The sequence below is a fragment of the Paraliomyxa miuraensis genome (assembly GCF_026337845.1).
Taxonomy (GTDB): Bacteria; Myxococcota_A; Polyangia; order Nannocystales; family Nannocystaceae; genus Paraliomyxa; species Paraliomyxa miuraensis.
In genome coordinates, this window is sequence record NZ_JAOVZF010000142.1 from 100,180 (window position 1) to 122,273 (window position 22,094).

16 protein-coding genes are annotated in these 22,094 nt (G+C 67.9%); 9 read left to right on the forward strand and 7 right to left on the reverse strand.

Annotated features, from left to right (window positions below; translation table 11 throughout):
• The 6 genes from OEB96_RS09790 to OEB96_RS09815 form a co-directional block, all read right to left on the reverse strand.
• Positions 1 to 2,160, reverse strand: coding sequence for an isocitrate/isopropylmalate family dehydrogenase (locus tag OEB96_RS09790; RefSeq protein ID WP_266215256.1), 2,160 nt, complete (start codon positions 2,158 to 2,160; stop codon positions 1 to 3).
• Positions 2,157 to 2,921, reverse strand: coding sequence for a hypothetical protein (locus OEB96_RS09795; RefSeq protein WP_266215257.1), 765 nt, complete (start codon positions 2,919 to 2,921; stop codon positions 2,157 to 2,159). Before OEB96_RS09795 ends, OEB96_RS09790 begins: the two co-directional genes overlap by 4 nt.
• On the reverse strand, positions 2,918 to 3,916 hold the full coding sequence (locus OEB96_RS09800; protein WP_266215258.1) for a beta/alpha barrel domain-containing protein: 999 nt from the start codon (positions 3,914 to 3,916) through the stop codon (positions 2,918 to 2,920). Before OEB96_RS09800 ends, OEB96_RS09795 begins: the two co-directional genes overlap by 4 nt.
• Before the next feature lie 319 nt (positions 3,917 to 4,235).
• Complete coding sequence (locus tag OEB96_RS09805) at positions 4,236 to 4,520, reverse strand: DUF1330 domain-containing protein (RefSeq protein ID WP_266215259.1); 285 nt, start codon at positions 4,518 to 4,520, stop codon at positions 4,236 to 4,238.
• Positions 4,517 to 5,884 carry an aldehyde dehydrogenase family protein gene (locus OEB96_RS09810; RefSeq protein WP_266215260.1) on the reverse strand — a complete coding sequence of 456 codons (1,368 nt, stop codon included), beginning with the start codon at positions 5,882 to 5,884 and terminating at the stop codon, positions 4,517 to 4,519. The genes OEB96_RS09805 and OEB96_RS09810 overlap by 4 nt, the downstream gene beginning before the upstream one ends.
• Before the next feature lie 6 nt (positions 5,885 to 5,890).
• The gene (locus OEB96_RS09815; protein WP_266215261.1) at positions 5,891 to 6,823 is read right to left on the reverse strand and encodes a phenylacetate--CoA ligase family protein; all 933 of its coding nucleotides are present in this window, start codon (positions 6,821 to 6,823) and stop codon (positions 5,891 to 5,893) included.
• Between the two features lie 1,208 nt (positions 6,824 to 8,031).
• Here OEB96_RS09815 and OEB96_RS09820 point away from each other — a divergent pair.
• The 6 genes from OEB96_RS09820 (at position 8,032) to OEB96_RS09845 (ending at position 15,012) form a co-directional block, all read left to right on the forward strand.
• Positions 8,032 to 9,144 (forward strand): MvdC/MvdD family ATP grasp protein, encoded by a 1,113-nt coding sequence (locus tag OEB96_RS09820; RefSeq protein WP_266215262.1) that lies wholly within the window; start codon positions 8,032 to 8,034, stop codon positions 9,142 to 9,144.
• Positions 9,145 to 9,205: 61 nt separating this feature from the next.
• The gene (locus OEB96_RS09825) at positions 9,206 to 9,358 is read left to right on the forward strand and encodes a hypothetical protein (protein ID WP_266215263.1); all 153 of its coding nucleotides are present in this window, start codon (positions 9,206 to 9,208) and stop codon (positions 9,356 to 9,358) included.
• Positions 9,359 to 9,469: 111 nt separating this feature from the next.
• On the forward strand, positions 9,470 to 10,939 hold the full coding sequence (locus tag OEB96_RS09830; RefSeq protein ID WP_266215264.1) for an HlyD family secretion protein: 1,470 nt from the start codon (positions 9,470 to 9,472) through the stop codon (positions 10,937 to 10,939).
• The gene (locus OEB96_RS09835; protein WP_266215265.1) at positions 10,936 to 13,113 is read left to right on the forward strand and encodes a peptidase domain-containing ABC transporter; all 2,178 of its coding nucleotides are present in this window, start codon (positions 10,936 to 10,938) and stop codon (positions 13,111 to 13,113) included. The genes OEB96_RS09830 and OEB96_RS09835 overlap by 4 nt, the downstream gene beginning before the upstream one ends.
• Entirely contained in the window at positions 13,103 to 14,098 is a 996-nt protein-coding gene (locus OEB96_RS09840; protein ID WP_266215266.1) for an efflux RND transporter periplasmic adaptor subunit, read from the forward strand. Before OEB96_RS09835 ends, OEB96_RS09840 begins: the two co-directional genes overlap by 11 nt.
• Before the next feature lie 2 nt (positions 14,099 to 14,100).
• Positions 14,101 to 15,012 (forward strand): TraB/GumN family protein, encoded by a 912-nt coding sequence (locus tag OEB96_RS09845; RefSeq protein ID WP_266215267.1) that lies wholly within the window; start codon positions 14,101 to 14,103, stop codon positions 15,010 to 15,012.
• Positions 15,013 to 15,029: 17 nt separating this feature from the next.
• Here the strand turns inward: OEB96_RS09845 and OEB96_RS09850 are convergent, their stop codons facing one another.
• Complete coding sequence (locus OEB96_RS09850; RefSeq protein WP_266215268.1) at positions 15,030 to 16,556, reverse strand: glycosyltransferase family 4 protein; 1,527 nt, start codon at positions 16,554 to 16,556, stop codon at positions 15,030 to 15,032.
• Between the two features lie 77 nt (positions 16,557 to 16,633).
• On the opposite strand from OEB96_RS09850, the gene wecC reads away from it, so the two are divergent.
• From wecC to OEB96_RS09865, 3 genes are all read left to right on the forward strand, one after another.
• Positions 16,634 to 17,902 (forward strand): UDP-N-acetyl-D-mannosamine dehydrogenase, encoded by a 1,269-nt coding sequence (gene wecC / locus OEB96_RS09855; protein WP_266215269.1) that lies wholly within the window; start codon positions 16,634 to 16,636, stop codon positions 17,900 to 17,902.
• A 127-nt stretch (positions 17,903 to 18,029) separates the two neighbouring features.
• Positions 18,030 to 19,202 carry a hypothetical protein gene (locus tag OEB96_RS09860; protein WP_266215270.1) on the forward strand — a complete coding sequence of 391 codons (1,173 nt, stop codon included), beginning with the start codon at positions 18,030 to 18,032 and terminating at the stop codon, positions 19,200 to 19,202.
• Positions 19,203 to 19,285: 83 nt separating this feature from the next.
• On the forward strand, positions 19,286 to 22,033 hold the full coding sequence (locus OEB96_RS09865) for a bifunctional YncE family protein/alkaline phosphatase family protein (protein ID WP_266215271.1): 2,748 nt from the start codon (positions 19,286 to 19,288) through the stop codon (positions 22,031 to 22,033).
• Positions 22,034 to 22,094 lie beyond the last annotated feature (61 nt).

Genomic DNA, 22,094 nt, shown 5'->3' on the forward strand with positions numbered 1-22,094 from the left:
TCACTCTCCCGCTCCTTGCCGCATGGTGCGGGTGTAGCAAAGACACGCAAAGTGCTTCACGTACTCGACGACTTCCGGCCCGCGCAGCGGAGCAGACATTTCGTAGCGCTGCCCGTCGGGCGACTGACACGTGATGTTCAGCCTGCCAGTGTACCGGCCTTGGCTCAGGATGTCGCTGAAGGTTGGCGTGGTGTTGACGACGAACACGGCACCGTCTGGCGTAGCGGGTAGCTTCGCCAGGAGGGCCTCGAGCTCGTCATCGTCGCTGCGCCAGCGAACTCTCGGCTCGTCTCCCAATTGCTCGATCGCGCTCTGGCCGCTCGTGCTCACGATGTGCGCACCAAAGGCGGCGCTTACCTGGCGCGCGAAGTCCTCGACTTCCGCCGTGAGTTCGTCGACGCGCAGTGAGACGTGAACGTACGGGTACTTCCACAGGTAGCCCATGAGCGGAACGAGCCTGCTCGAGATGCGAGCCACGGTGTCGTTGGCTTCGGTCTCGGTCAGGCCCAGCAACGTCCAGACGAACTTGACGCCGCTCGGGCCGCCGACTTCGTTCGCGCTGAGCGCCAAGCGCAGAACCGCGCGCATTTCGACGGGAGGGCCCGGGAGCACGACGAAGCGCGTGCCGCTTCGCGAGAGCGAGAAGCCACACGCTGCGCCGCTGGAGTTCTCGAGCAACGCCGCGCCCCTCGGAATCAGGGCTTGCAGCTTGTCGATCTCGCGAACCTCGAGCCCGAAGCGTGCGAAGCGGGCAGTCACGTGATCCCAGGCGCGCTGCTCGAACTCCAGCGGCACGCCCAGCGCATCTCCTACGGCGAAGCGCGTGACGTCGTCGCTCGTCGGGCCGAGGCCGCCGCTCACCACGACCAGATCGTGCTCGCCCAACGCGCGGGTCAGTGCGCGTGAGATCGAGCTGCGCTTGTCGCCGCATACCGCGTGGCCGGTGACGTCGTAGCCCGCATCATGCAGGCTGGCACCGATCTCGCCCGCATTGGTGTTGGGGTACTCGCCACGCAGGAGCTCATCACCCACGCAGATGACTGCAGCGTTCTTGCGGTAGCGCCGGCCGTTCACGGCGTCGATCACGTCCTTTGCGAAATCAGCCGTCGTGGCGGAGCCGCCGTGGTCGTAAGTGTGGTTGTGCCCCTTGCGGATGACGGTGACGACCGCGGAGCGCACCCGCTCGGCCTCGGCGGCAAAGCCCAGGTGCTCGAGCATCAGCGCGATGCTCAAGAACATGGCGCTCGGATTGGCCTTGTTCTGACCGGCCATGCCGGGCGCGCTGCCGTGTACCGGCTCGAAGTAGGGCTGCTTGAGGCCGTAGTTGCCGCTCGGCGCCACGCCGAGGCCGCCCATGATGCCGCCTGCCAAGTCCGACAAGATGTCGCCGAACATGTTCTCGGCCACGATGACGCCGAATTTCTCGGGGCGCGTCGTGAGCCAGAGCGCGACGGCATCCACGTTTTGGATGTCGGGGCGTACGCCCGCAAAACGTGCCGCAACTTCGGTGAAGATCTCCTCGGCGAAGTGTCCGCTCTCGCGCATCACGTTCGGCTTGTCGGCAAACGTCACCGAGTCGAAGCCGTGATCGACGGCGTAGCGAAAGGCAAACTCGAACAGTCGTTCGAGGCCGAGCTTGGTTTGCAGCCGAATGGTGACGGACGCGGCTTCGGGCCCGTACTTCTCCACGTTGGGATGAGTGAGTAGCCCGCGCAGCTCGGCGGGAATGCTGCGGTAGTCGTAGCCGGCGTACAGGCCTTCGGTGTTCTCGCGAATCACACACAAGCTGTAGGGCTTGCCGTCGCCGCTCACGAAGTACGACGGCCGCACGTTGGCGAACAATCCCAGTCGTTGGCGCAGCTGAATCACCGGGGAGACGTACTTGTGATCGCGGCCCTGCAGCTCGGGCGGTAGCTCGGCCTCGGCCTGCTGCTTCGGCTTGCTGGTGATGGCGCCGAGCAATACGGCGTCGGCGCGCTCGATCTGCTGCCACGTCTCCTCTGGCACCGGGTTGCCGCCCTTGCGCCAGCACTCCCAGCCAATCTCGCCGTGAGTCAGCTCCAGCGGTATGCGTAGCGCTGTCAGCACGGGCAGCGCCGCGTCACAGACTTCCTTGCCGATGCCGTCACCCGGCACTACGAGGACCTTCTTCGTGTTCATGTCTCCAACCAAGCTTCGATTGCTCGCATCGCGAATTCAGGATCGTCGCGTAGCACCCGCATGCCCGCGCCCGGCACACTGACGAGCCGGCGATGCGGCCCGGGCGTGAATGCCTGGTTTTCGGCCGTCGCGAGCTGCGACAGCTCGCCCACCAGACCAAGCAGCTCGCCCTCGTAGCTTGCTGCTTCAGCCCGCGCGTCGAGCTCGAACAGCAAGCGAAAACCGGCCAACATGCGTCGCACCGCAAGCTCACCCAGCCCCGACTCGGAGCCGAACGCATCGCGGTGCTGCGCGCCTGGTGCTTGGCCGAGCGGCGCCACGGACTCGGCCAGGAGCCGTAGCGCATGGCCGAGCTGCCCGGCTTCCAGTGCACTCATGAGCGGGGCGAGGCCGCGGCGCAACGCTGCGTCCACGAAGCCCGGCCCCGAGATGCTCAGGATCCGCGGCACCTGGGGCAGGTAGCGAGCGAGCTTCACGGCCAAGGTGCCGCCCAGTGCGTAGCCCGCGAGGAGCGAAGCGCCGCTCGCGGGGCCACGCAGCCGTTCGGCTAGGCCCTCGACCACATGTGCCAGCCCGCGCGCGCTCGCCAGGCTCTCGACGATCGCGGGCGTGTCGACGATCAGCACCCCGAAGCCCCTCCCGACCAGAGCATCGGAAAGCACGCTGCAGAAGGCGCCGTCGTCGAAGCTCGGCGAGACTGGACCGAGGATGACGGCTCGCGCCGCCTCCCCGTCGCCGAGCAGCAGCCAGGGCTCGCTCACGAGCCCAGCCGTCCGACCAGGGATGGAGCGCCGTATCCAGAAAATGACAGGGCGGGAGCCGAGGCTTCTTCGACGTGCTTGGCCGACTGTGTCGACAGCCGCTCGACCACGCCCTTGCGCTCGGTGAACGGCAAGTTCAGCGAGCCGCACAGCATGTCCACTTCGTACTCGTGGTCTTCCTGGACGAACATCGGGTCGCTGCGCAGGCGCTTGATAGCACGCAGCACCGACTCCAGGGAATACTTCTCGAAGCCCTCCGAGCGGCAGTAGGCGATCCATTGCTCCAGCCGGAGATTGCCGATGCCCTTGCCCATGCCGAGGAGGCTGGCGTCCACGTACGTGGCGCCTTGCCGAATGGCGGTGATGGTGTTGGCCATGGCCAAGCCGATGTTGTCGTGCGCGTGGTAGCCGATGCGCAGCGTCGTGCCATTCCTCACGGTGGCCATCAGGCGAGCGAGGTGCGCTGGGTTCAGGTTGCCGTTCGAATCGGCCAGGTACACGACGTCCAGCAGCTTCTTGTGCGCCTCGATCTTGCTCACCATCTGCTCGAGCTGCTCGGTGCCGATGCTGCTCACGCGCACGATGTTCAGGCTCACGTTCATGCCGCACGACTTGGCGACTTCGGCCATACTCAGCGTCTCATCCAAATTGGAATTGACGCACAGTCTCAACAAGTTGACACCGCAATCCGCCAGCTCGCGCACGTCCGAAGCCTTGATGTTCTTGACGTGCGCAATCACCACCAGTTTCAAGTGCGGCGCGGCTTCATGCAGGAGCGCGAGATACTGCGCCGTGCACAAGCCGGTCATGCCAATGTTCTCGATCGGCAAGACCGAGCCGTTGCGGTAACCAACCTCCACGTAGTCCACGCCGGCTTCGTACAAGCGCTGCACGTGTTCGACTGCATATTCGGGCGAAAACGCGAAATTGTTGCGATATCCGCCGTCTCGAAGTGTTACGTCGACGATCTGCGTCTTCAATAGTAGCTGTCGCATGAGTACCTTCGTCGAACTGGCTAGACGGCGCGCCTGAACTCGTGAGAAGATCGAGCCAACGGCGCGTTACTAGGGCAGTTCGTGGGAGCGAGTTTGGGGGTCGATGAGCACAGTGAGGAACGCGGGGCGGAGCCCCGAGGACAGCCTAGGACCGAGTATCGGGATGCGAAGCATCGCTTCGTGCGGTATCCCGCACGAAATTTAGGGCACTCGGTACTGGCTTTGGGGCAAGCTAGCACCGAGCACCCTGAGTTCGTGCGGTATCCGCACGAGCTGGGGCACTTGGTACTAGCTTGCCCCAAAGCCAGGTTGCGAGTCTTTAGCCTACGATTGCGAACTCGCTGTCCATGGCCTCGTCACGAAGTGGCAGCAGCGCCTGGTATTCCACGGAGTCGTACCAAGCCTTCACTGCGTCACGACTCGCAAAGCGATAGACGACAGTGGTGTCGAAGCGCGCGTTGCCGGAGCCGAACAGCATTTCTTGCTTGCCCTTGTGGACGAGCTCGCCGCCGAACTTCTTGAAGATGGCGGGCGTCTGCGCGCCGTACTCCTTCAATTTCTCGGAATCCTTTACCTTCAGGTTCACCACCAATAGCGCGGTCATGTTTCGTTGTTCTCCTGGTGAATGAGCTCGGTCTTGCGCATCAGCTCCAGAAACAGATGGCGGGCTTGATGCGTCGTCCAAAAGTCGAAGTCAGTGGAAGGGGTGTTGAACAGCGCCTTGCAGGTCAGCAGGCGACTTGCCGCCTCGATGAAGCGCGATTTGTCGCGTGTGAACACGGCGGTGGCGATCGACGCGCCCAGCGGCGATTCGGCTACGCTCGCGTTGGCGAGCTCCACGGGGTCGGTGCCTTCGTCGTAGTAGCAGACTGCTACCGTGGGATATGGCAGCTCCTGCTTCAAGATGTTCGCGCTCGGCGGTACCACGAGCAGGAACATGTCTCGCTCGTAGAAGACGCTACCAGCGGCTGCCGACTCCCACGCGACGGCGCGTGCCTGGGCGTCGTTCTTGCCGAGATCGGTGACGGGGTTGGTGGGCTCGCCGCGCACCAGCTGCTCGGCGTGCCTCACGAGCGCGCTCTCCAGCTGCTTGGACGAGGCTTTCGGTGCGAATACCTTCTTCGTCGAGTTGCAGCGATTCCCACGATCGTCGGTCGCGCCGCGGATGATCATCTCCGCGGCGAGCTCCACGTCGGCGTCGGGATACACGATCGCTCCGGAGCGGCCCGTCAAGTACACCAACGATTTGTGGTCCGCACGGTAACCAAGCGGACCGCAGATCGCGTCGATGGTGTGGTCTTCGCCGAAGATTACCGACTGCTGCGTCTGCTCGATGAGCCGAGCCACCAGGTCCTGCTCGCCCTCGCTGTCACGGCTGATGTAGAGCAGTGCGGGCGGTACCAGGCCTTCGGCAATCAGCGCGCGGCTGAACAGGTAGGCGCCGAGTGGCTCGATCTTGCTGGGTTTGATGATGGCGCTGGTCCCGGCCAAGAGGGCCTGGGCGATGTTCCAGGGCGCGATGGCGATTTCGTCACCAGCCAGCACGAACACGGTGGAGATGCCGCCGCGGTAGACGGCTTCGTTGCGATCGAGCAGCACGTCGACGTCTGCTCCGCCCGGGCGCGGCACACTGACGATGGATGCCAGCGAGCCCACATAGGCTTCGATGTTGGCCAGCCACGCGTTCACACTCGCAATCGACTTGCGCATGTGCTTGATGGGGCTGCCGCTCAGCTCCGCCTGCGCCACCAGGTCTTCGTCGCGGATCCAGGTGCCGGCCGCGCCGATCTTGGACAGCACGCGAATCACTTCACGGAGCGGCGCCGGCTTGTGCACCTTCATCGCCTTGAGCGCGAAACTGACGTCCTGCTCGCTGGTGACTGGAAAGCTGAATCGCCCGGCCAGCCGTCGCTGCTCGGCGCGGCGTGGTTGGCCACGTACGATGTTTTCGAGTTCGATGAGTGACATGACGCCTCAGACCCCGCCGCCGCAGCCCTGCTGCAGGCGCTCGAGCTCGACGACGCGTTGAATGTTTTGCAGCCGCGGTGACGTGCGTCCACAGGGGCAAGGCTCGGTAACGTAGGTGGCCTCGTCGCCCACGGCGTAGCGAATGAAGCGCGAGCCGCTGCGGATACCGGTGATGACGACGAAGCCTCGCTCGCCGTTCCTCACGTGCTTGCCGGTCTTCTCGTCGAGCACCTCGGTGTAGGTGGGGCCCGCGCCCAGGTGCAAACCTACGTTGTGCTCGCAATCGATTGCGTTGGGGAGGCTCTCGGAAAAGCCGTACATCTCGAAGAACTTCGTCTTTGGAGCCCCGGCCAATTCGTTGGCTTCCCAGACGCGCTCCTTCAAGTTGAGGCCAGCGGCGTCACGCGGGGAGCCGCTCGTGATGATGACGCGAATGTTCTTGCCGATGAAGTTGTCGGCGTCGAGGTTGAGCAGGGAGTCGAGGTTGGTGCCCTTGGAGGCGCCCGGGCTGCCCTTGGCGAGCCCCGGTGGGATTGCCAAGCCGTCGAAGCCGCCGAGCTCCAGGGCGCCGCCGCGCATCAGCTGCTCCAGGACGGCGGCCGGTGTCGTGCGCGAGATGTGTGCGCCCTCCACGGAGCAGCCATAGGTGGAAATGCCATCCTCCTGGAACTTGGCGCCAACGTGACCGCCGCTGAAGCAATTGAACACGCGCGTCATCGTGCCAGGGGCCACGTAGGAGGCGAGGAAGCGCGCGCCCGTGGCCACCAGGACCTCCCAGTCAGCCTTGGTGTAGTAGGAGACCTTTGGCTTGAGGCCGCTCGAGCCGCTGGTGGTGAATTTTCGCCACATCTTGCGCTCCTCCGGCAGGCCGAAGAAGCCAGTCTTGAGGTGTTGGCGTGTCTCATCCGGTAGCAGCACGCTGTCGTCGAGCGCGCTCACCTCACCGCTCGAAAGCGGCGGAATTGCCTCGAAGCCCGCCGCACTCTCGAGATCCTCGAGCGAGATGCCAGCCCGTCGTACGCGCTCCCGATAGAACCCGCAGACCTCGACGGTCTCTCGCACGAAGTTGCGACAGAGCTCGTGATACTCGTCCGTGTAGGGTTCCGCGTCGTTGCGCGTGTCGCTGACGTCCAGCTCGCTCGTGCCGAACTCGAGGAGCCTACGAGGCAAGGCTGGTTGTTGCATGATGGTCTCACGAGCGATATTCATATCAAGCTCCTCTTCTTCTGCTTCTTAGTTACCCCATCGTGGACGCATCAACTGCTGCTGGTCGGCAGAGTTCTATACGACCGGTCGGTCTGCTTGTCAAGGCAGAAGGTGCGCTCGAGACTGCTGTCTGTCGCCATGCCCTAGACGACGTATCCGCCCGCCGCGGCCCTCGTGCGCGGCCTTGCGCGGCTTCAGATGGGACACGAATTCGAGCGTGGTGAGCACGGCGACGCAGGCCACCATGAACTGCTGCTCGGGTAGCACGGTGCCGTTGTGCAGATCGGCGCGAGGGGGGGTGATCTCCTCGGCCGACGGGCTCGTGGCCCCACGCCTGCCGCATCATCGGGCGTGGGTCGGTGCAGATCCATTGGGTGGTCGACGGTCTGCCCGGCGACCCGCGCGAGGTTGGCCATGCGCAATGACGCGCGAGTGAGCGAAGTCGAGAGCACGTCGGCAGTAGTCGAGCCAACCCGGCAGGTGCCAGGCGAGTTTGGTGTGTTGTAGGGACCACTGTCGTTCCCGGGTCACCGCAATCCCTCGCGTCCCTTCACGCGCGCTTCAGTCGACAACGGGATCCGCGAGGCCCTCTCTCGTCGGTGTTCCCATCATGCGTGGAGACGCTTCCGAGCGCTTGCCACCCACGGCACGCAGTGGTGCGCGCAAACGATCAAGAACGAGGAATCCGAGGGATGAAACTACTGGACTTGCCATTTCGATCTGCTAATCCTTGAATTCCTGTCATGTCGAGACGCTGAAGGCCGTGCGATCTCGGCCGTCGTGCCATCGGACTCATCATTGTTCGATGATTCGTGATTTCGCATCTGGCCGAACGAGCCCATTGGCACGAGATCGATGCGAGCCATGATCCGTGGAGCCATGATCCGTGGAGCCATGACCCGTGGATCTCACGCTCGCAGGTCCATCATCGAGGTTTCCTCATGAAGATCTTGATCCCCACTCAACTTCACGACATTCATGCAAAGGTGGTTGCGCGGGCTCTCTCGAGCCAGGGACACGATCCGGTACTGTGGTATGGCAGTGATCTGCCCTCACGGCAGACCCTGTCGCTCGAGCTCGACGAGGGCGAGGCCCGGCTCAGCCTCGATGGCCCCGCTCTCGCCTCCCGAGGCGCCTTCGACGTGGTATGGCTGCGACGTCCGGTCGATGCGGTGCTTCCCACCGACATGCACCCCGGCGATCGCGTCTTCGCCGAGCGCGAGTGGAGTCGCGTGCTGCGGGGCATCTGGCACACGGTGGGTCGCGAGGCACTATGGGTCAACCCGTGGGCGAACGCGGTGCAAGCGTCGTCCAAGCCCCGGCAGTTGCTCGAGGCATCGCACGTGGGCATGTCCGTACCACGGACGCTGTGCAGCAACGATCCGGACCGCATTCGCTCGTTCATACGAGGCAACCCCGGTGAGACCATCTACAAGCCGTTCTGCACATCTCAGTGGAAGTTGGAGGAGGGCGCGGCGTATCTGTTCACCGCGGTGGTGGGCGAGGACGACCTTCCCGAAGACGAAGTGTTGCGACTGTGCCCGGGCATCTTCCAGCCACGAGTGCCCAAGTCGCACGAGCTTCGGGTGACGATCATCGGAGATCGAGTGTTTGGGGCCGAATTGGCCTCACAGGCGCTCGAGGTGGCACAGGTCGACTGGCGGGTGGGAACGCGGGCCATCGAGATCCGCCCCACCACGCTGGACCCTGCGCTGGAGGCCCGCTGCCGCCGGCTCATGGAGCGCCTTGGCCTCGTGTTTGGTTGCCTCGATTTCATCGTCACTCCCGAAGGCGAGCCCGTGTTCCTGGAAATCAACCAAATGGGCCAGTTCTTGTGGCTCGAGGAGCTGATGCCCGAACTGCGCCTGCTCGATGCGTTCTGCGCCATGCTGTCCCAGGGCCGTCGCGATTTCGAGTGGAGCCCGGAACGAGCCACGTTGCGCTTCGGCGACCTCCATGATCCACGGCGCGAGGCGGCCCTCGATGCGGTGCACGTTGCCCACCCCGTGTCGCACCTGCTCGACGACGGCGCCGAGGCCCGCGGGGCGGCTTGATGCCGCTCCGGCAGAGTTCGCCGAGGATTTCCCTCGGTGATGTACGTGAAGGAAACGAACCATGAAGAAGAACGAGAAGCTCGAGAACGACAAGCGCATCCTCGGCCGCCGCGTGGCGCGAGAGATGTCCAAGGATGAGCTCCACGCCGTGACGGGCGGAACCACCAGCTGTAGCTGTGGCGGTCCGGACGACTGCGATCAGCAGCAGGTGTAGCGCCCATCCGCAGTGAGGGCACCCGTCCACGATCCCGGGTAGGACGGGTGCCTTCTCCGGTGTTCTGCTGCCTTCCCGTCTCTTCGTGTTCCGTCCGACCCCCTCGATGCGATGAACTCACCATCTCGATGCGACGACGCCAACGAGGCAGCGTGGCTCCGCGCCATGCTGGCGACGCTGCGAGCGCTGGCGACTCAGCGCGACCCGGCAGCGGCGGCGACGATCCTCCGGGAGCTGCTGTTCGACCACATGGGAGAGCGGGCGCGTTGCCTCTTTCACGACTCGGACTCGGGCACGACGTGGTCGACGGAGGGCGATGCCGTCGACGTGCCGCCCGGCGAGGGCCTGGTGGGAACCGTTGCCAGCACGGGGTTGGCTCGTTGCCTCGAGCGAGCGGGCGACGATCCTCGCTACCGTCCGGTGCTCGACGATCCCGAAGGCGATGTCCACTGCCGACTGCTGTTGCAGCCGGTGTCCGAGCCGGGCGGCCCGGTGCACGCGGTGCTGGTGGTCGCTCGCCCGCCGCGGGCTCCCGCCTTCGACGCGACGGCGCGCCGCCGGATGGCCGAGCTCGCCCGACGGGCGGCGCCGTTGCTCGACCGGATCGCCCTGGAGGTAGAGCTCGAGGCCAACGAGCTCGCAGCGGAGCCGGAGCCAGGGCTGGACACGGGGCCGTATCGCCCCGAGGCGATGGCAGCGTACGCTCGGCGCCGCGACCGTGGAGAGGTCGTTCGCCTCGAGTCGCCGTGGATTGGCTGGTCGTATCGCCTGCTGGTCCTGCTGATGGCTGCGAGCCTTGCCTACGTGGCCTTGGTTCGCGTGGGCGACTACGCGGCGGGTCCGGCGGTGGTGCGCCTGGGCGGGCGCGTCGAGGTCACTGCGGTAGAGGGCGGCAGCGTGGTCGAGATCATGGCGCGCTCGGGCGACGAGGTCGAGCCCGGCCAGGCGCTCGTGCGCCTGCACGACGCCGAGAACGCCGCGGAGCTGCGGCGCTTGGAGCTCGAGCTGGAGGTGGAGCTGCGGAACCTGCTGCGCGACCCGACCGACGAGGCGGCCCGCCGCGCGGTGACGAGCCTGCGGGGCGAGCAGGAGCGCGCGGCACGGCAGGGCCAGGAGCACGTGCTGCGCTCGCCCGTGGAGGGGGTGGTGCAGGACGTCCGTGCGCGGGTGGGCCAGGCCGTGCACGCCGGAGACGTGCTGTTGTCGGTGGTGGGCGAGCAACTCGAGCCGCAGGTGGTGGCGCTGCTACCGGGTGACGAGCGCCCGCGGCTGTACGAGCGTGCGCCGCTGCGGCTCGAGCTCGACGGATATGCCGACGCCCCCCAGGCGCTGTGGGTCGATCAGGTGCATGCCGACGTGGTGAGCCCGGCCGAGGCCCTTCGCCTGCTGGGGCCCGCCGTGAGCGAGGGCTTGGTGCTCGACGGACCCGTGGTGCTGATCCGAGCCCGCCTTCCCTCCGCGGGGTTCGAGTCCAGGGGGCAACACTACGGCTACCACGATGGCATGCGCGGTCGTGCCGAGGTGCGCGTACGCTCGACCACGATCCTCGAGGCATTGGTGCCCGCGCTGGAGCGACGATGAGCACCACCGACCTCGGCACGGCACCTCGCTGGCGCCTTCGCGGTCGCCGGGTGCCCTACGTACCTCAGCTCCAGGACGGCGATTGCGGGGCCGCCTGCTTGGCGATGGTGCTGGCCTACCACGGCCGTCGGGTGGATCTCGGCTCGATCCAGGAGGCGATCGGCATCGACCGCAACGGCTCGGACGGCGGGGCCATCGTGTCCGCGGCCAGCACCTTTGGCCTGCGGGGTCGCGGCCTGTCGATCGAGATCGAGGACTTCGAGCACTTGCCCCCAGCCACCGTCCTTCACTGGGGCTTCAACCATTTCGTGGTATTCGAACGGGCGACGCGTCGCGGGGTTCATCTCGTGGACCCGGCAGTCGGGCGTCGCGTTGCTCCGTGGTCCCGGGTGCGCTGCTCGTTCACCGGGGTGGCGCTGAGCTTTCGGCCCGAGATCGAGGTGGCCCCGCCACCGCGCCCGGCCAGCCGCTTCTGGCCGCTGTTGCGCCGCTTGGTCGCCGATCCCGGGCTGCTCTCGCGGATCGCGGTCACCTCGCTGGGGCTTCGCCTGTTCGCATTGTCGCTGCCCGTGCTCACCGGGTTCGTGGTGGACCGCGTGGTGCCCCGCAGCGACCGCGACATGTTGCTCGCGGTGGGCGGTGGCTTGCTGCTGATGGTGGGCTTTCAGGCCGTCTCGGCGCTCCTGCGCGGGCACCTGCTGCTGATGCTGCGCAGCCGGCTCGACCTGGAGCTGAGCCTGGGCTTCCTCGAGCACCTCACGTCGCTGCCCTTCGCGTTCTTCCAGCGGCGGTCTTCGGGCGACTTGATGATGAGGGTCAACAGCCACGCGACCATCCGCGAGCTGCTCACGACGAGCACGCTGTCGGCGTTGCTCGATGGGTCGTTCGTGGCGGCCTATCTGGCGATCATCCTGGTGCTCAGCCCGAGCATGGCCGCCTTGGTCGCGGGCCTGGGCATCGCGCAGGGGCTGGCGTTCGTGGCTGGCCGAGGTCGCTATCGCGAGCTGGCCGCGCAGGAGCTCGAGACGCGGGCGATCGCCCAGAGTCACCTGGTCCAATTGATCGGCGGCATCGAGACCCTCAAGGCGCAGGGGTCGGAGCGCTGGGCGGTACAGCGCTGGTCCAACTCGTTCGTGGACGAGATCAACGTGTCACTGAGCCGCGGACGGCTCTCGGTGCTCATCGAGGCCGGGACGACCGCATTCCAGACCCTGGCGCCGCTGTCGGTCTTGGCGCTGGGTGCGGTGCAGGTGATGGACGGCGTGCTGAGCCTGGGCACGATGCTGGCCCTGAGCGCGCTGGCAGCCAGCTTCTTGGGGCCGCTTCGCGCGCTGCTCGACAGTGCGCTGCAGCTGCAGCTCTTGGGCGGCTACGTCGACCGCATCGACGACGTGTTGCGGACGGAGCCCGAGCGGGGTGCCCGCAGCGGTCGTGCGGCCCCACGACTGCGCGGGTCGATCCGGCTCGAGGGAGTGGGCTTTGGCTACGGACGCGATGGCGCCGTGGTGCTCGATGACATCGACCTCGAGATCGAGGCGGGCTCGTGTGTGGCCATCGTGGGCTGCTCGGGCTCGGGCAAGTCCACCCTGGCCAAGCTGATGCTCGGCCTGCACGAGCCCAGTCGGGGGCGCATCACGTTCGATGGCCACGATCTCGCCGAGCTCGACCTCGGCAGCGTGCGCCGACAGCTCGGCATCGTGATGCAAACCCCCCACCTGTTCGGTGGCTCCGTGCGCAGCAACATCGCGCTCGGATCGCCACGCGCGGGGATGCCCGAAGTGATCGCGGCGGCCCGGCAGGCCTGCATTCACGCGACGATCGAGGCCATGCCCATGGGCTACGAGACCCTGGTGGGCGAGGACGGGGCGGCGCTCTCGGGAGGGGAGCGCCAGCGGGTGGCGCTGGCGCGCGCGCTGGTGGGCAAGCCGGTCATCCTGCTGCTCGACGAGGCCACCAGCGCGCTCGACACCGAGGTCGAGCGTCACATCATGGACAATCTCTCGCAGCTGCGGTGCACACGGATCATCATTGCGCACCGCATGAGCACGGTGGCCTCGGCCGACACCATTGTCGTGCTCGATCGCGGCCGGATCGTCGAGCGAGGCGACCACCAGACCCTCATGGCTCGCGGTGGTCGCTATTGCGAGCTGGTGCAGCACGATCATGAGTGGTAGGCGACGAGGCTGGAGGGTCTGGGTGGGTCGGCTCGTGCTGGCGCTGGTGCCGGCATGCCACGAGCCCGTGGCCGATCAGCCGCAACCCAGGGAACGCCCGAGCGCGGCGCCGAACGAGCGGGCCGAAGGCTCGTCCGAGCCGGTGGTCGACGAGCCTTCGGCATACGTGGGAGTGGTGATCTCCCCGCGGTCGGTCGATCTGTCGACCGAGGTGCCAGGCACGGTGGTCGAGCTGGGAGCCGCGCTGGGGCAGCCGGTGGTCGAGGGCGCACTGCTGGTCCGGGTGCAGACGCCCACGCTTTCTGCGGAGATCGAAGCCGCCGACGCTGCGCTGAATCAGGTCGAGGCCGCGCGGGTCGAGCAGAAGCTGCTGATCGGCGCCGCGGAACGAGAGCTCGCGCAGGAGCAGCAGCTGGCGAGCGCGGGCATCGGCACGGCCCAGGAGCGGGCCCGGGCGCAGCTCGAGCTCGACCGGGCCCGAGCGGTGGAGCAGCGGTTGACCGCGCAACACGCACAACGCCGGGCCGAGCTTCGTCGCTTGCACGTACAACGCGATACGGGTCGCATCACGGCGCCGTTCTCGGGTACGGTGTCCACATGGTACCAGCCGGAAGGCGCCGTGGTGAGCCCTGGTGATCGCCTGGTACGCTTGGTGGTGGTGGATCGACTGTGGGTGCGCTTTGCCGTTCCGGTGGATGACCTCCACCTCGTGCGACCGGGCGGAGCCGTGGATGTGCTCCCCGTACCGGAAGGCCGGCGGCTGCGGGCCACCATCCGCCACGTGGCCCCCGAGCTCGATCTGGCGTCGCAGCGGATGCTGGTCGAGGCCGAGCTGCACGACGCACGTACGCTCAAGGCCGGCCAGGCGTGCCACGTGTCGCTGCGCTCCGCGGCCTCGAGGCCGAAGGCCGGGCCGGTTGCCGACGATCACCACGCCATCGTCGCATCCTCGACCGAGCCCACGGTGGCTCCCGAAGGAATGTGAGCATGCCACGCGCTCCACTGCTGCCGATCCCATTGCTCGTCGTCTCGTTCGCGACCGCATGTCGGCCAGCGTCGACCACTGCCGAGCAGCCCCGTGATGTGCCCCCGCTGGCCGTCGTCACCGCGAGCGACGGGCCGAGCCCACCCACGGTGGAATGCGGCGCGCCGATCGAAGGCGCCGACACCGTGCTACGCGCGGGTGGCTTGGTGATGCTCGGCGAACTCCACGGCGCTCGCGAGATCCCGGCGTTCGTGGCCGATCTCGCCTGCGCGGGGGCGAGCCGGGGCTTGTCCGTGCGCGTGGGCATGGAGATTCCCCGGAGCGAGGACGAGGCGCTCGCCGCCTTCTTGGATGGAGCCGGGGCGGCGTCCGATCGCGAGGCATTGCTCGATGCCGAGCACTGGCAGCGTTCCGATCAGGACGGTCGCAGCAGCGAGGCCACGCTGGCGCTCGTCGAGCGCGTACGAGCGCTGCGCCGGACCGGGCTCGACGTGGACCTGTTCGCCTTCGACGCCAATGCTTGGTCCGACTGGAACGAGCGCGACTCGGCGATGGCCGAGCGAATCCTGGCGCGCGCTGCTGCCGAGCCCGAGGCCATGGTGCTCACGCTCTCGGGCAACCTGCACAATCGCACCGTCGTCGGTCTACCGTGGGATCCCAACGCGATCCCCATGGGCGTGCACGTACAGCGGGCGCGGCCCGACGGGCTCAGCCTCGACGTGCGCTACACAGGCGGCACCGCATGGATCTGTCAGCAAGAGGGGTGTGGGATCGCGCAGGTGTCCGGTCACCCCGAGGGCGCAGGGCGACGCATCGAGCTCCGGGCCGAGCCCGACGAGTACGGGCACCACGGCACGTTCTGCGTGGGCTCGCTCGAGGCCGCCCCTCCGGCGGTGGGTCAGCTCGACCAGTAATCGTCGCCTCGCTCGTGTCAGCCACCCGGCTCGGCGGGCTGCTCTTGCAGCGAGCCGCGTGCGGGTACCCACTGTCGTGCCGCGGAGCTGGCTCCGGCCATCAGCCCCACCACGCGCTCGAGCAGCATCAGCTGTTCTTGCTGGAGATCGGGCAGTCGCACGGCGAGCGCCAGCCGCAGCTCGGCGCGCTGTCCCTGCTGTGGATCGGGCAGCGGCAGGCCGAGGAAGGCCCAGGTGCCGTCGGTGGTGCCGTGCTCGACCACCGTGGCCTGGCCCACGCGGACCTCGAAGCCGGGCACGCCCAGGCGCCGCAGCAGCTCGCCGACCTCGGGTGCGAGCCGACGCCAGCGGGTCGGACCCGCATCGCCCTCCGCATCGTCCTCGAGTCGCCGCAGGGCGGCGAGGATCTCCATGACCTCGCGCCGACGATCGCGCCAGCCCACCCGACGCTCGCCCGAGAACGCGGGCAGGCGGGTCAGCAGGCGGTGGTAGCCCAGCAGCACCGAGGCGACGAGCAGGGCCACCACCGTGCCCAGCACGTTCCACCAGCCGCCCACGCCGATCACGGTGAGGTAGGCGAGCACCGCGAACATGGCGGTGCAGGCCCACAACAGGGCCACCGCGTGGGCATGGGAGAACCCGGCGGCGAGCAGGCGGTGGTGCACGTGATCGGAGTCGCTGCTGAACACGGGCTGGCCCCGCAGCTTGCGGCGCAGCACCGCCATGCCCATGTCGAAGAACGGCAGCGTGAGCACCAGCCACGGGATCACGAACTGCAGCTCGGGCACGCGCCAACGCACCGGGCGCGTGTGCAGCAGGAGCGCCGCGAGCAAGAAGCCCAGGAAGTAGCTGCCCGCGTCGCCCATGAACACGCGGGCGGGGTGGCGGTTGAACACCAGGAACCCGCCCACCGCTCCCAGCGCGCAGGCGGTGGTCCACGCGACGGCGATGTTGACCGGGCCCACCACCGGGGCGGAGACGATCGAGACGAGGATCGTGGCGAAGCCGATGAACGCGATCCCACCCGCGAGGCCGTCGAGGCCGTCCATCAGGTTGACCGCGTTGACGGCAGCCACCAGGAACAGAGCGGTGAGCGGGGGCGTGATCCACCACAGCTCCCAGCCCACCAAGAGCTCGAGCGCGGGCCAGTGCAGGCCGTAGAGCACCGCGACGGTGGCGGCCACGATCTGCATCAGCAGCTTGGTGCGCGCCCGCAGACCCACGAGGTCGTCGTAGAGGCCGGTGAGCCCGACGATGAGCGCACCGAGCAGCGAGCCCGTGAGCGGGGTGACCGAGAACAGGTGATGGGTGAGGCTGAGCGGGTTGTTGCCGGCCAGGCCCGCGATGAGGGCCACGCCAAAGCCGAACAGCATCACCAGGCCACCCGCGCGGGGGATCTCTCCGGTATGGACCTTGCGCAGGCTGACTTCTTGGTCGCGTCGACCCAGCGCCTTCCAGGCGCGCAAGACCAGCGGCATGGTCAGGGCGGTGATGAAGAATGCCCCCACCGCGCCCACCCAGACAGTGTCGAGCGAGGCCCTCATGACGGCCCTCGATGCTCGTCGCCTGCTGTCCTCGCCCCAGTGGACGTCATCGGGCGTCAGCTATAGCATGAGCGGCGTTGAGCGGAGCAATCGAAGGTTCGTCGGGTCTTGGAGGAGCGGGCGGGCCGAGCGAGCCGAGCGAGCCCCACGACGTGTGCGTAGTAGGCCTGGGCTACGTGGGCCTGCCCACCGCCGCGGTGCTCGCAACGCACGGCCTTGCCGTGGCCGGGGTCGATCTGCGCGCGGATGTGCTGCAGACCATCAATGCGGGGCAGGTGCACATCGTCGAGCCGGAGCTCGATGCGCTGGTGCGGGCCGCGGTGGCGGCGGGCAGCCTGCGGGCGCTGCCCGAGCCCCCGCATGCCCGCACGTTCCTCATCTGCGTGCCCACCCCGTTTCGCGAGGGTCACCAGCCCGACCTGCGGCACGTGGAGGCGGCCACGCGGGCGCTCGTACCCGTGCTGCGGCCGGGCAACCTGGTGGTGCTCGAGTCCACGGTGCCGCCCACCACCACGCGCTCGCTGGTGGCGGGGGTGCTCGCCGAGGCGGGGTTGGTGGCAGGGCGTGACGTCTACGTGGCCCACGCGCCCGAGCGCGTGCTGCCCGGGGCGGTGATCCGCGAGGTGGTGGAGAACGCGCGAGTCGTGGGCGGGGTGACCGAGGCCTGCACCGAGGTGGCGGCGCGGTTCTACGAGGGCTTCGTCAAGGGCGAGGTGCACCGCTGCCGGGCCGAGACGGCCGAGCTGGTCAAGCTCAGCGAGAACGCCTATCGCGACGTGAACGTGGCGTTCGCCAACGAGCTGGCCAACGTGTGCGATCGGCTGGGGCTCGATCCCTGGGAGGTGATCGGGCTGGCCAACCAGCACCCGCGCGTGGAGATCCTGCGACCGGGACCCGGGGTGGGGGGCCACTGCATCGCGGTGGATCCATGGTTCATCGTGGCGACGGCGCCCGAGGACACGCCCTTGATCCAGGCCGCGCGGGGGGTCAACGACGACCGGCCGCGCAAGGTGGTGGCGCGGGTGAAGGAGCTGGCCGAGCGCTTCAAGCGACCGCGCGTGGCATGCCTGGGGCTGAGCTACAAGCCGAACATCGACGACGTGCGCGAGAGCCCGGCGGTGGCGGTGGTACGAGCGCTGCAGGCCGAGCTCTCGGCCGAGCTCCTGGTGGTCGAGCCGCACCTGCGGGCGTGCCCGATCGAGGGACTCGAGCTGTGCGAGGCCGAGGATGCGCTGCGGCGGGCGGACATCGTGGTGGTGCTCGTGATGCACCGGCAGTTCCAGCGGCTGCCCAAGGAGCTGTTCACGCGGCCCTCGGTGATCGACACGGTGGGGCTGTTGACCTGAGCGCCGGAAGGCGTGACTGGCGGGGCTCCGTCCGATGGCCGCGGAGCCGGCCAATTGTGCGTTCGAGGCGGTGGTATTGAGGGGGAGGGGGGCCTGCGCTATTCCGCGCGCGCCCGAAAGGCCCGCGATGATCAATTCCCGACTCTCCCGTCCCGCCCTGCTGATCTCCTGCGTCTCGCTGCTGCTGGCCGCCTGCGGCAACAAGGACCAGACCGAGGCCAAGCCCAACGACGCCAAGGCTCCCGCCGCCGCCAAGGCGGGCGACGCCGAGCCGGCCGCCGCCAAGCCCGAAGAGGCCAAGCCCGCCGCCGCGATCACGGCCGATGGCCCCAAGGGCAAGGACGCGGCCGACAACCACAAGCCCTTGGTCGATGCGCTCGCGGGGCTCGAGGGCTGCAAGCTCGACGCGGAAGGCAGGAACATCGACGGCGACTGTGCGGCCTACGACGCATTCTCGAAGGTCGTGGACGATTCCGAGGACGAGGACCAGGAGGCGATTGCGCGCACGCTGGTCAACCTGCTCGGTGATTCCAGCGACGTGGTGCGCTGGTCGGCGCAGAGCGTGCTGCGCAACCTCGACTGGCTCAAGCACGACGCGCTGGTCGCCACGGGGTTGGTGGCGCTCGCCAGCGAGAAGAACGAGGAGATCGCCAACGGTCTCGCGTCCGATCTGCGCAACGCCGAGGAAGAGAAGCTGTTCGGTGACGCGCTGCGGCCGACGCTCGAGGCCACCCTGATCGCGCTGCCCCACAAGGAGGCGTTCGTGAGCTTGATGCCGACCGCCTCGGAGTGTGGCGAGAACGTCAAGTGCCTGGAGTTGCTGGCCAACGTGGCGGCGAAGAACCCCGAGCTGCACAACCGTGGCTTCGCGGCGGCGGAGCTGATGGCGGCCAACCAGCTGCTCGGCAACAGCTGCACGATCGCCTCGGAGGTCGCCGTGACCCTGGCCAAGGCGCCCGCGCCGGCCGAGGACGCCGACAATCCCTACAACCCCCACGAGGACGCCGAGCAGATCATCGGCTCGATCACCAGCGTGGAGGTGGGTGAGGGCGACGAGAAGCAGGATTGCGCCGCGGTCTTGCCGAAGCTCGTCGACGAGGTCACGGCCCTGGCCAAGGCGGGGACCCTGAGCGACCGCGTGTTCACGGCGGTGCTCGACATCGATCGCCGCGAGGACAAGAAGAGCTACATGGAGAAGCTCACCGCGCTGGCCGAGGCGGTCAAGGGCAACGACGAGCTCGGCGCGGACATGAAGCAGTCGGCCACCGACGCGCTCGAGAACTGGAAGAGCGAGGAGTAGCCCGCTGGGGCGTGCGAACGGGCGTTCTTCGTCCGCACGCCGACGTCACTTGGCATGGGCCATCGATCCCTCGATCATCGGCCATGCCTCGGCGCGCGTGGTCTCCCGCCCTCTCGATCTCGTTCCCGGCCTGGCCCCCGGCTGGGCTCCCGGCTGGGCTCCTGGCCGGGCTCCTGGCCGGGTCCTCGGCCTGCAACGACGGCCCGACCCAGACCACGGATGCGCCGACCACCGGCACGGGGACCGAGGGGACGGGCGGGTCGACCACCACCGACACGTCCGGGGTGGACAGCACGGGCACCCCGATCCCGGACATGGTCGTGCCGCCGCAGGTGGGCTGCGTGGCCGATCCGGTCGATGCGGCCACGCAGTGGCCCGGCGTGCAGGACGACGGCTCCACGATCCTCGTGAACGGGCGGCGGGCCGACAGCCTCGGCGAGAGCCGGTTGCTGCGCGGCTACGGCTTCGACGTGGCGGTGCACCCCACGGCCGAGGTCGCCTACGTCACCACGGCCAGCCGAGAGGATCGGCGGCTCTACGTCATCGATCGCAGCACCGGCGACATCGTCCAGGACATCGATCGACAGGAGGCCTACTACGGGCTGCTGGTCTCGCCCGACGGGAGCCGACTGTACGCGTCCAACGGAGTGCCCGGGGGCATCGAATACTTCGACGTCGCCGCCGACGGCATGGTGACCAGCGCGGGCGAGGTGCCCGTGGGGGGGTGGACGGCGGGCATGGCCGGCAGCCCCGACGGCGCGACTCTGTGGGTCGCGAGCTTCGACGCCAACCGCATCACCGAGGTCGACACGGCCACGATGACCGTCACCCGCACGCTGCAGCCAGGCGTGCAGCCCTGGGACGTGCTGTACGTGCCCAGCCGCAACGAGCTGTGGTCCACCGACTTCACCGGTGAGGACCTGAGCATCTTCGAGCTCGACACCGACATGGTGGGCGCCACCGTTCCGCTGCCGACCTCGCCCTCGATGATGGTGCTGGCCGAGGACGAGTCGCGGGTGTTCGTGTCCGTCACGGGTGCGGACCAGATCGTGGCCGTCGACACCGTCACGCGCGCCGTCGTGGGCTCGACGCCGGTGGCCGAGGCGGACTTCGTCGACGCGATGGGGCAGCCGCTGCCGCACAGCAACGTCAACGCGCTCTGGGTCGACGGCCCCACCGATCGGCTCTACGCCGCGCGCGGCAGCGACTCGGCGATCGGCGTGTTCGAGGCCAGCACGCTCACCCCGCTCGGCTCGATCCCGACCCGCTGGTACCCCACGGGGGTCGCCGGCAGCCCCGATGGCCAGCAGCTGGTGGTCTCGGAGCTGCGCGCCAACGGCTCGCGCTCCCGGGTCCTGGGCGACGCCGGCGATCACGGGATCTATCGGGGCGGGGTGTCGATCATCGACCTCCAGGGCTTCGAGCTCGCCGACGCGACCAACGAGGTGATCTCCAACTTTCGACGCCCGCTCGAGCTGGCCGTGCCCCCCGACTGTGGCTCCGACTTCCCGCTGCCCCTCGACTACGGGGGCAGCCCGGCCATCGAGCACGTGGTGCTCATCGTCAACGAGAATCAGACCTTCGACGCGCTGTTCGGCGAGTCCGCCGCGGCGCTCGGGGTCGAGGCCGATCCCGCGTACCTCAAGTGGGAGCAGTCGATCACCGTCAACAAGCGGGCGCTGGCGGAGCGCTTCGTGATCGGCGACCACTTCTTCACGGACTCCCAGGAGTCCGACATGGGCCATACCTTCCTCACCGCCACGCACTGGACCGAGTGGGTCGAGCGGATCAACTTCGATCGCGACGAGTACGACGTGCTCCAGACCTACCCGATCTCGCCGCCGGCGATCCCCGATCGCGGCAACTTCTTCTCGTGGCTGCTCGACAACGGCAAGTCGATCCAGATCTACGGCGAGATCGTGGGCATCCTGCACGACAGCACCGTGGGCCCCGTGTCGCAGTTCTCCGACATCGGCTTTCCGGGCGGCACCATCATCAACTACGACGTGCAGGACGTGGTCAAGGCGCAGTACGTGGCCTCGGAGGTCGCAGCCGGCGAGCTGGCCGACTTCACGTTCCTCTCGCTGCCCAACGACCACGGGCAGGGGGTCTCCCCCGGGGTTCCCACCCCGCAGTCGATGACCGCCGACAACGACGCGGCGGTCGGCATCGTCGTCGATGCGATCAGCCACTCGCCCTTCTGGGAGAGCACCGTGATCATCGTGCTGCAGGACGACCCGCAGGGCTCCGACGATCACATCGACGAGTCACGCTCGCCGCTCTTGGTCATCAGCCCGTGGGTGCGGCGCGGGTACGTCAGCCACGCCCACTACTCGTTCTCGTCGGTGTTCGCGACGATCGAGCGCCTGCTCGGGGTGCCGCCGCTGGGCCGGCCCGACGCCTCGGCCGCGCCGATGTGGGACATGTTCACGGACGTGCCCGACTTCGAGCCCTACGATGCGATCCCGCGCGAGTACCCGGAGGAGGTCGGTCGCAAGGGGGACCCGGGGATCGGGGCCACGCGGTGCATGGACTTTCGCGGGCCCGATCGCAACCCCGAGCTCGGGTTCGTGGTCGATCAGTACCTGGCGTTTCGCCGCGGAGAGCTGACGGCCAAGGAGGCGGAGGCGCGGATCAGGGCGGAGCTCGCCAACCCGACGCGGCGCGAGGAGGCGGAGGAGGAGCGGGAGGAGGAGCTCTCCGCCCACGCCCAGGCCGTGGCGGCCTACGAGGCGCTGCGGGCCGAGCACCCCGAGCTGCCGCCGCTGCCCGAGCTGCCCGCACGAATGGCCCCGGCAGCGGGGTGCCGGCGGGTCGACCGCGACGACTAGGACTCTCGCACGGTCACGATCGTCGGGCTCATCGCGCGCATTCGGCCGGCGTCGCGGGTCG

Bases quoted from the DNA above. Each gene is read 5' to 3' on its own strand.
- OEB96_RS09790 (WP_266215256.1), bottom strand. From the start codon at position 2,160: ATGAACACGAAGAAGGTCCTCGTAGTGCCGGGTGACGGCATCGGCAAG.
- OEB96_RS09800 (WP_266215258.1), bottom strand. From the start codon at position 3,916: ATGCGACAGCTACTATTGAAGACGCAGATCGTCGACGTAACACTTCGA.
- OEB96_RS09805 (WP_266215259.1), bottom strand. From the start codon at position 4,520: ATGACCGCGCTATTGGTGGTGAACCTGAAGGTAAAGGATTCCGAGAAA.
- OEB96_RS09810 (WP_266215260.1), bottom strand. From the start codon at position 5,884: ATGTCACTCATCGAACTCGAAAACATCGTACGTGGCCAACCACGCCGC.
- OEB96_RS09820 (WP_266215262.1), top strand. From the start codon at position 8,032: ATGAAGATCTTGATCCCCACTCAACTTCACGACATTCATGCAAAGGTG.
- OEB96_RS09825 (WP_266215263.1), top strand. From the start codon at position 9,206: ATGAAGAAGAACGAGAAGCTCGAGAACGACAAGCGCATCCTCGGCCGC.
- OEB96_RS09830 (WP_266215264.1), top strand. From the start codon at position 9,470: ATGAACTCACCATCTCGATGCGACGACGCCAACGAGGCAGCGTGGCTC.
- OEB96_RS09835 (WP_266215265.1), top strand. From the start codon at position 10,936: ATGAGCACCACCGACCTCGGCACGGCACCTCGCTGGCGCCTTCGCGGT.
- OEB96_RS09840 (WP_266215266.1), top strand. From the start codon at position 13,103: ATGAGTGGTAGGCGACGAGGCTGGAGGGTCTGGGTGGGTCGGCTCGTG.
- OEB96_RS09845 (WP_266215267.1), top strand. From the start codon at position 14,101: ATGCCACGCGCTCCACTGCTGCCGATCCCATTGCTCGTCGTCTCGTTC.
- OEB96_RS09850 (WP_266215268.1), bottom strand. From the start codon at position 16,556: ATGAGGGCCTCGCTCGACACTGTCTGGGTGGGCGCGGTGGGGGCATTC.
- OEB96_RS09860 (WP_266215270.1), top strand. From the start codon at position 18,030: ATGATCAATTCCCGACTCTCCCGTCCCGCCCTGCTGATCTCCTGCGTC.
- OEB96_RS09865 (WP_266215271.1), top strand. From the start codon at position 19,286: ATGCCTCGGCGCGCGTGGTCTCCCGCCCTCTCGATCTCGTTCCCGGCC.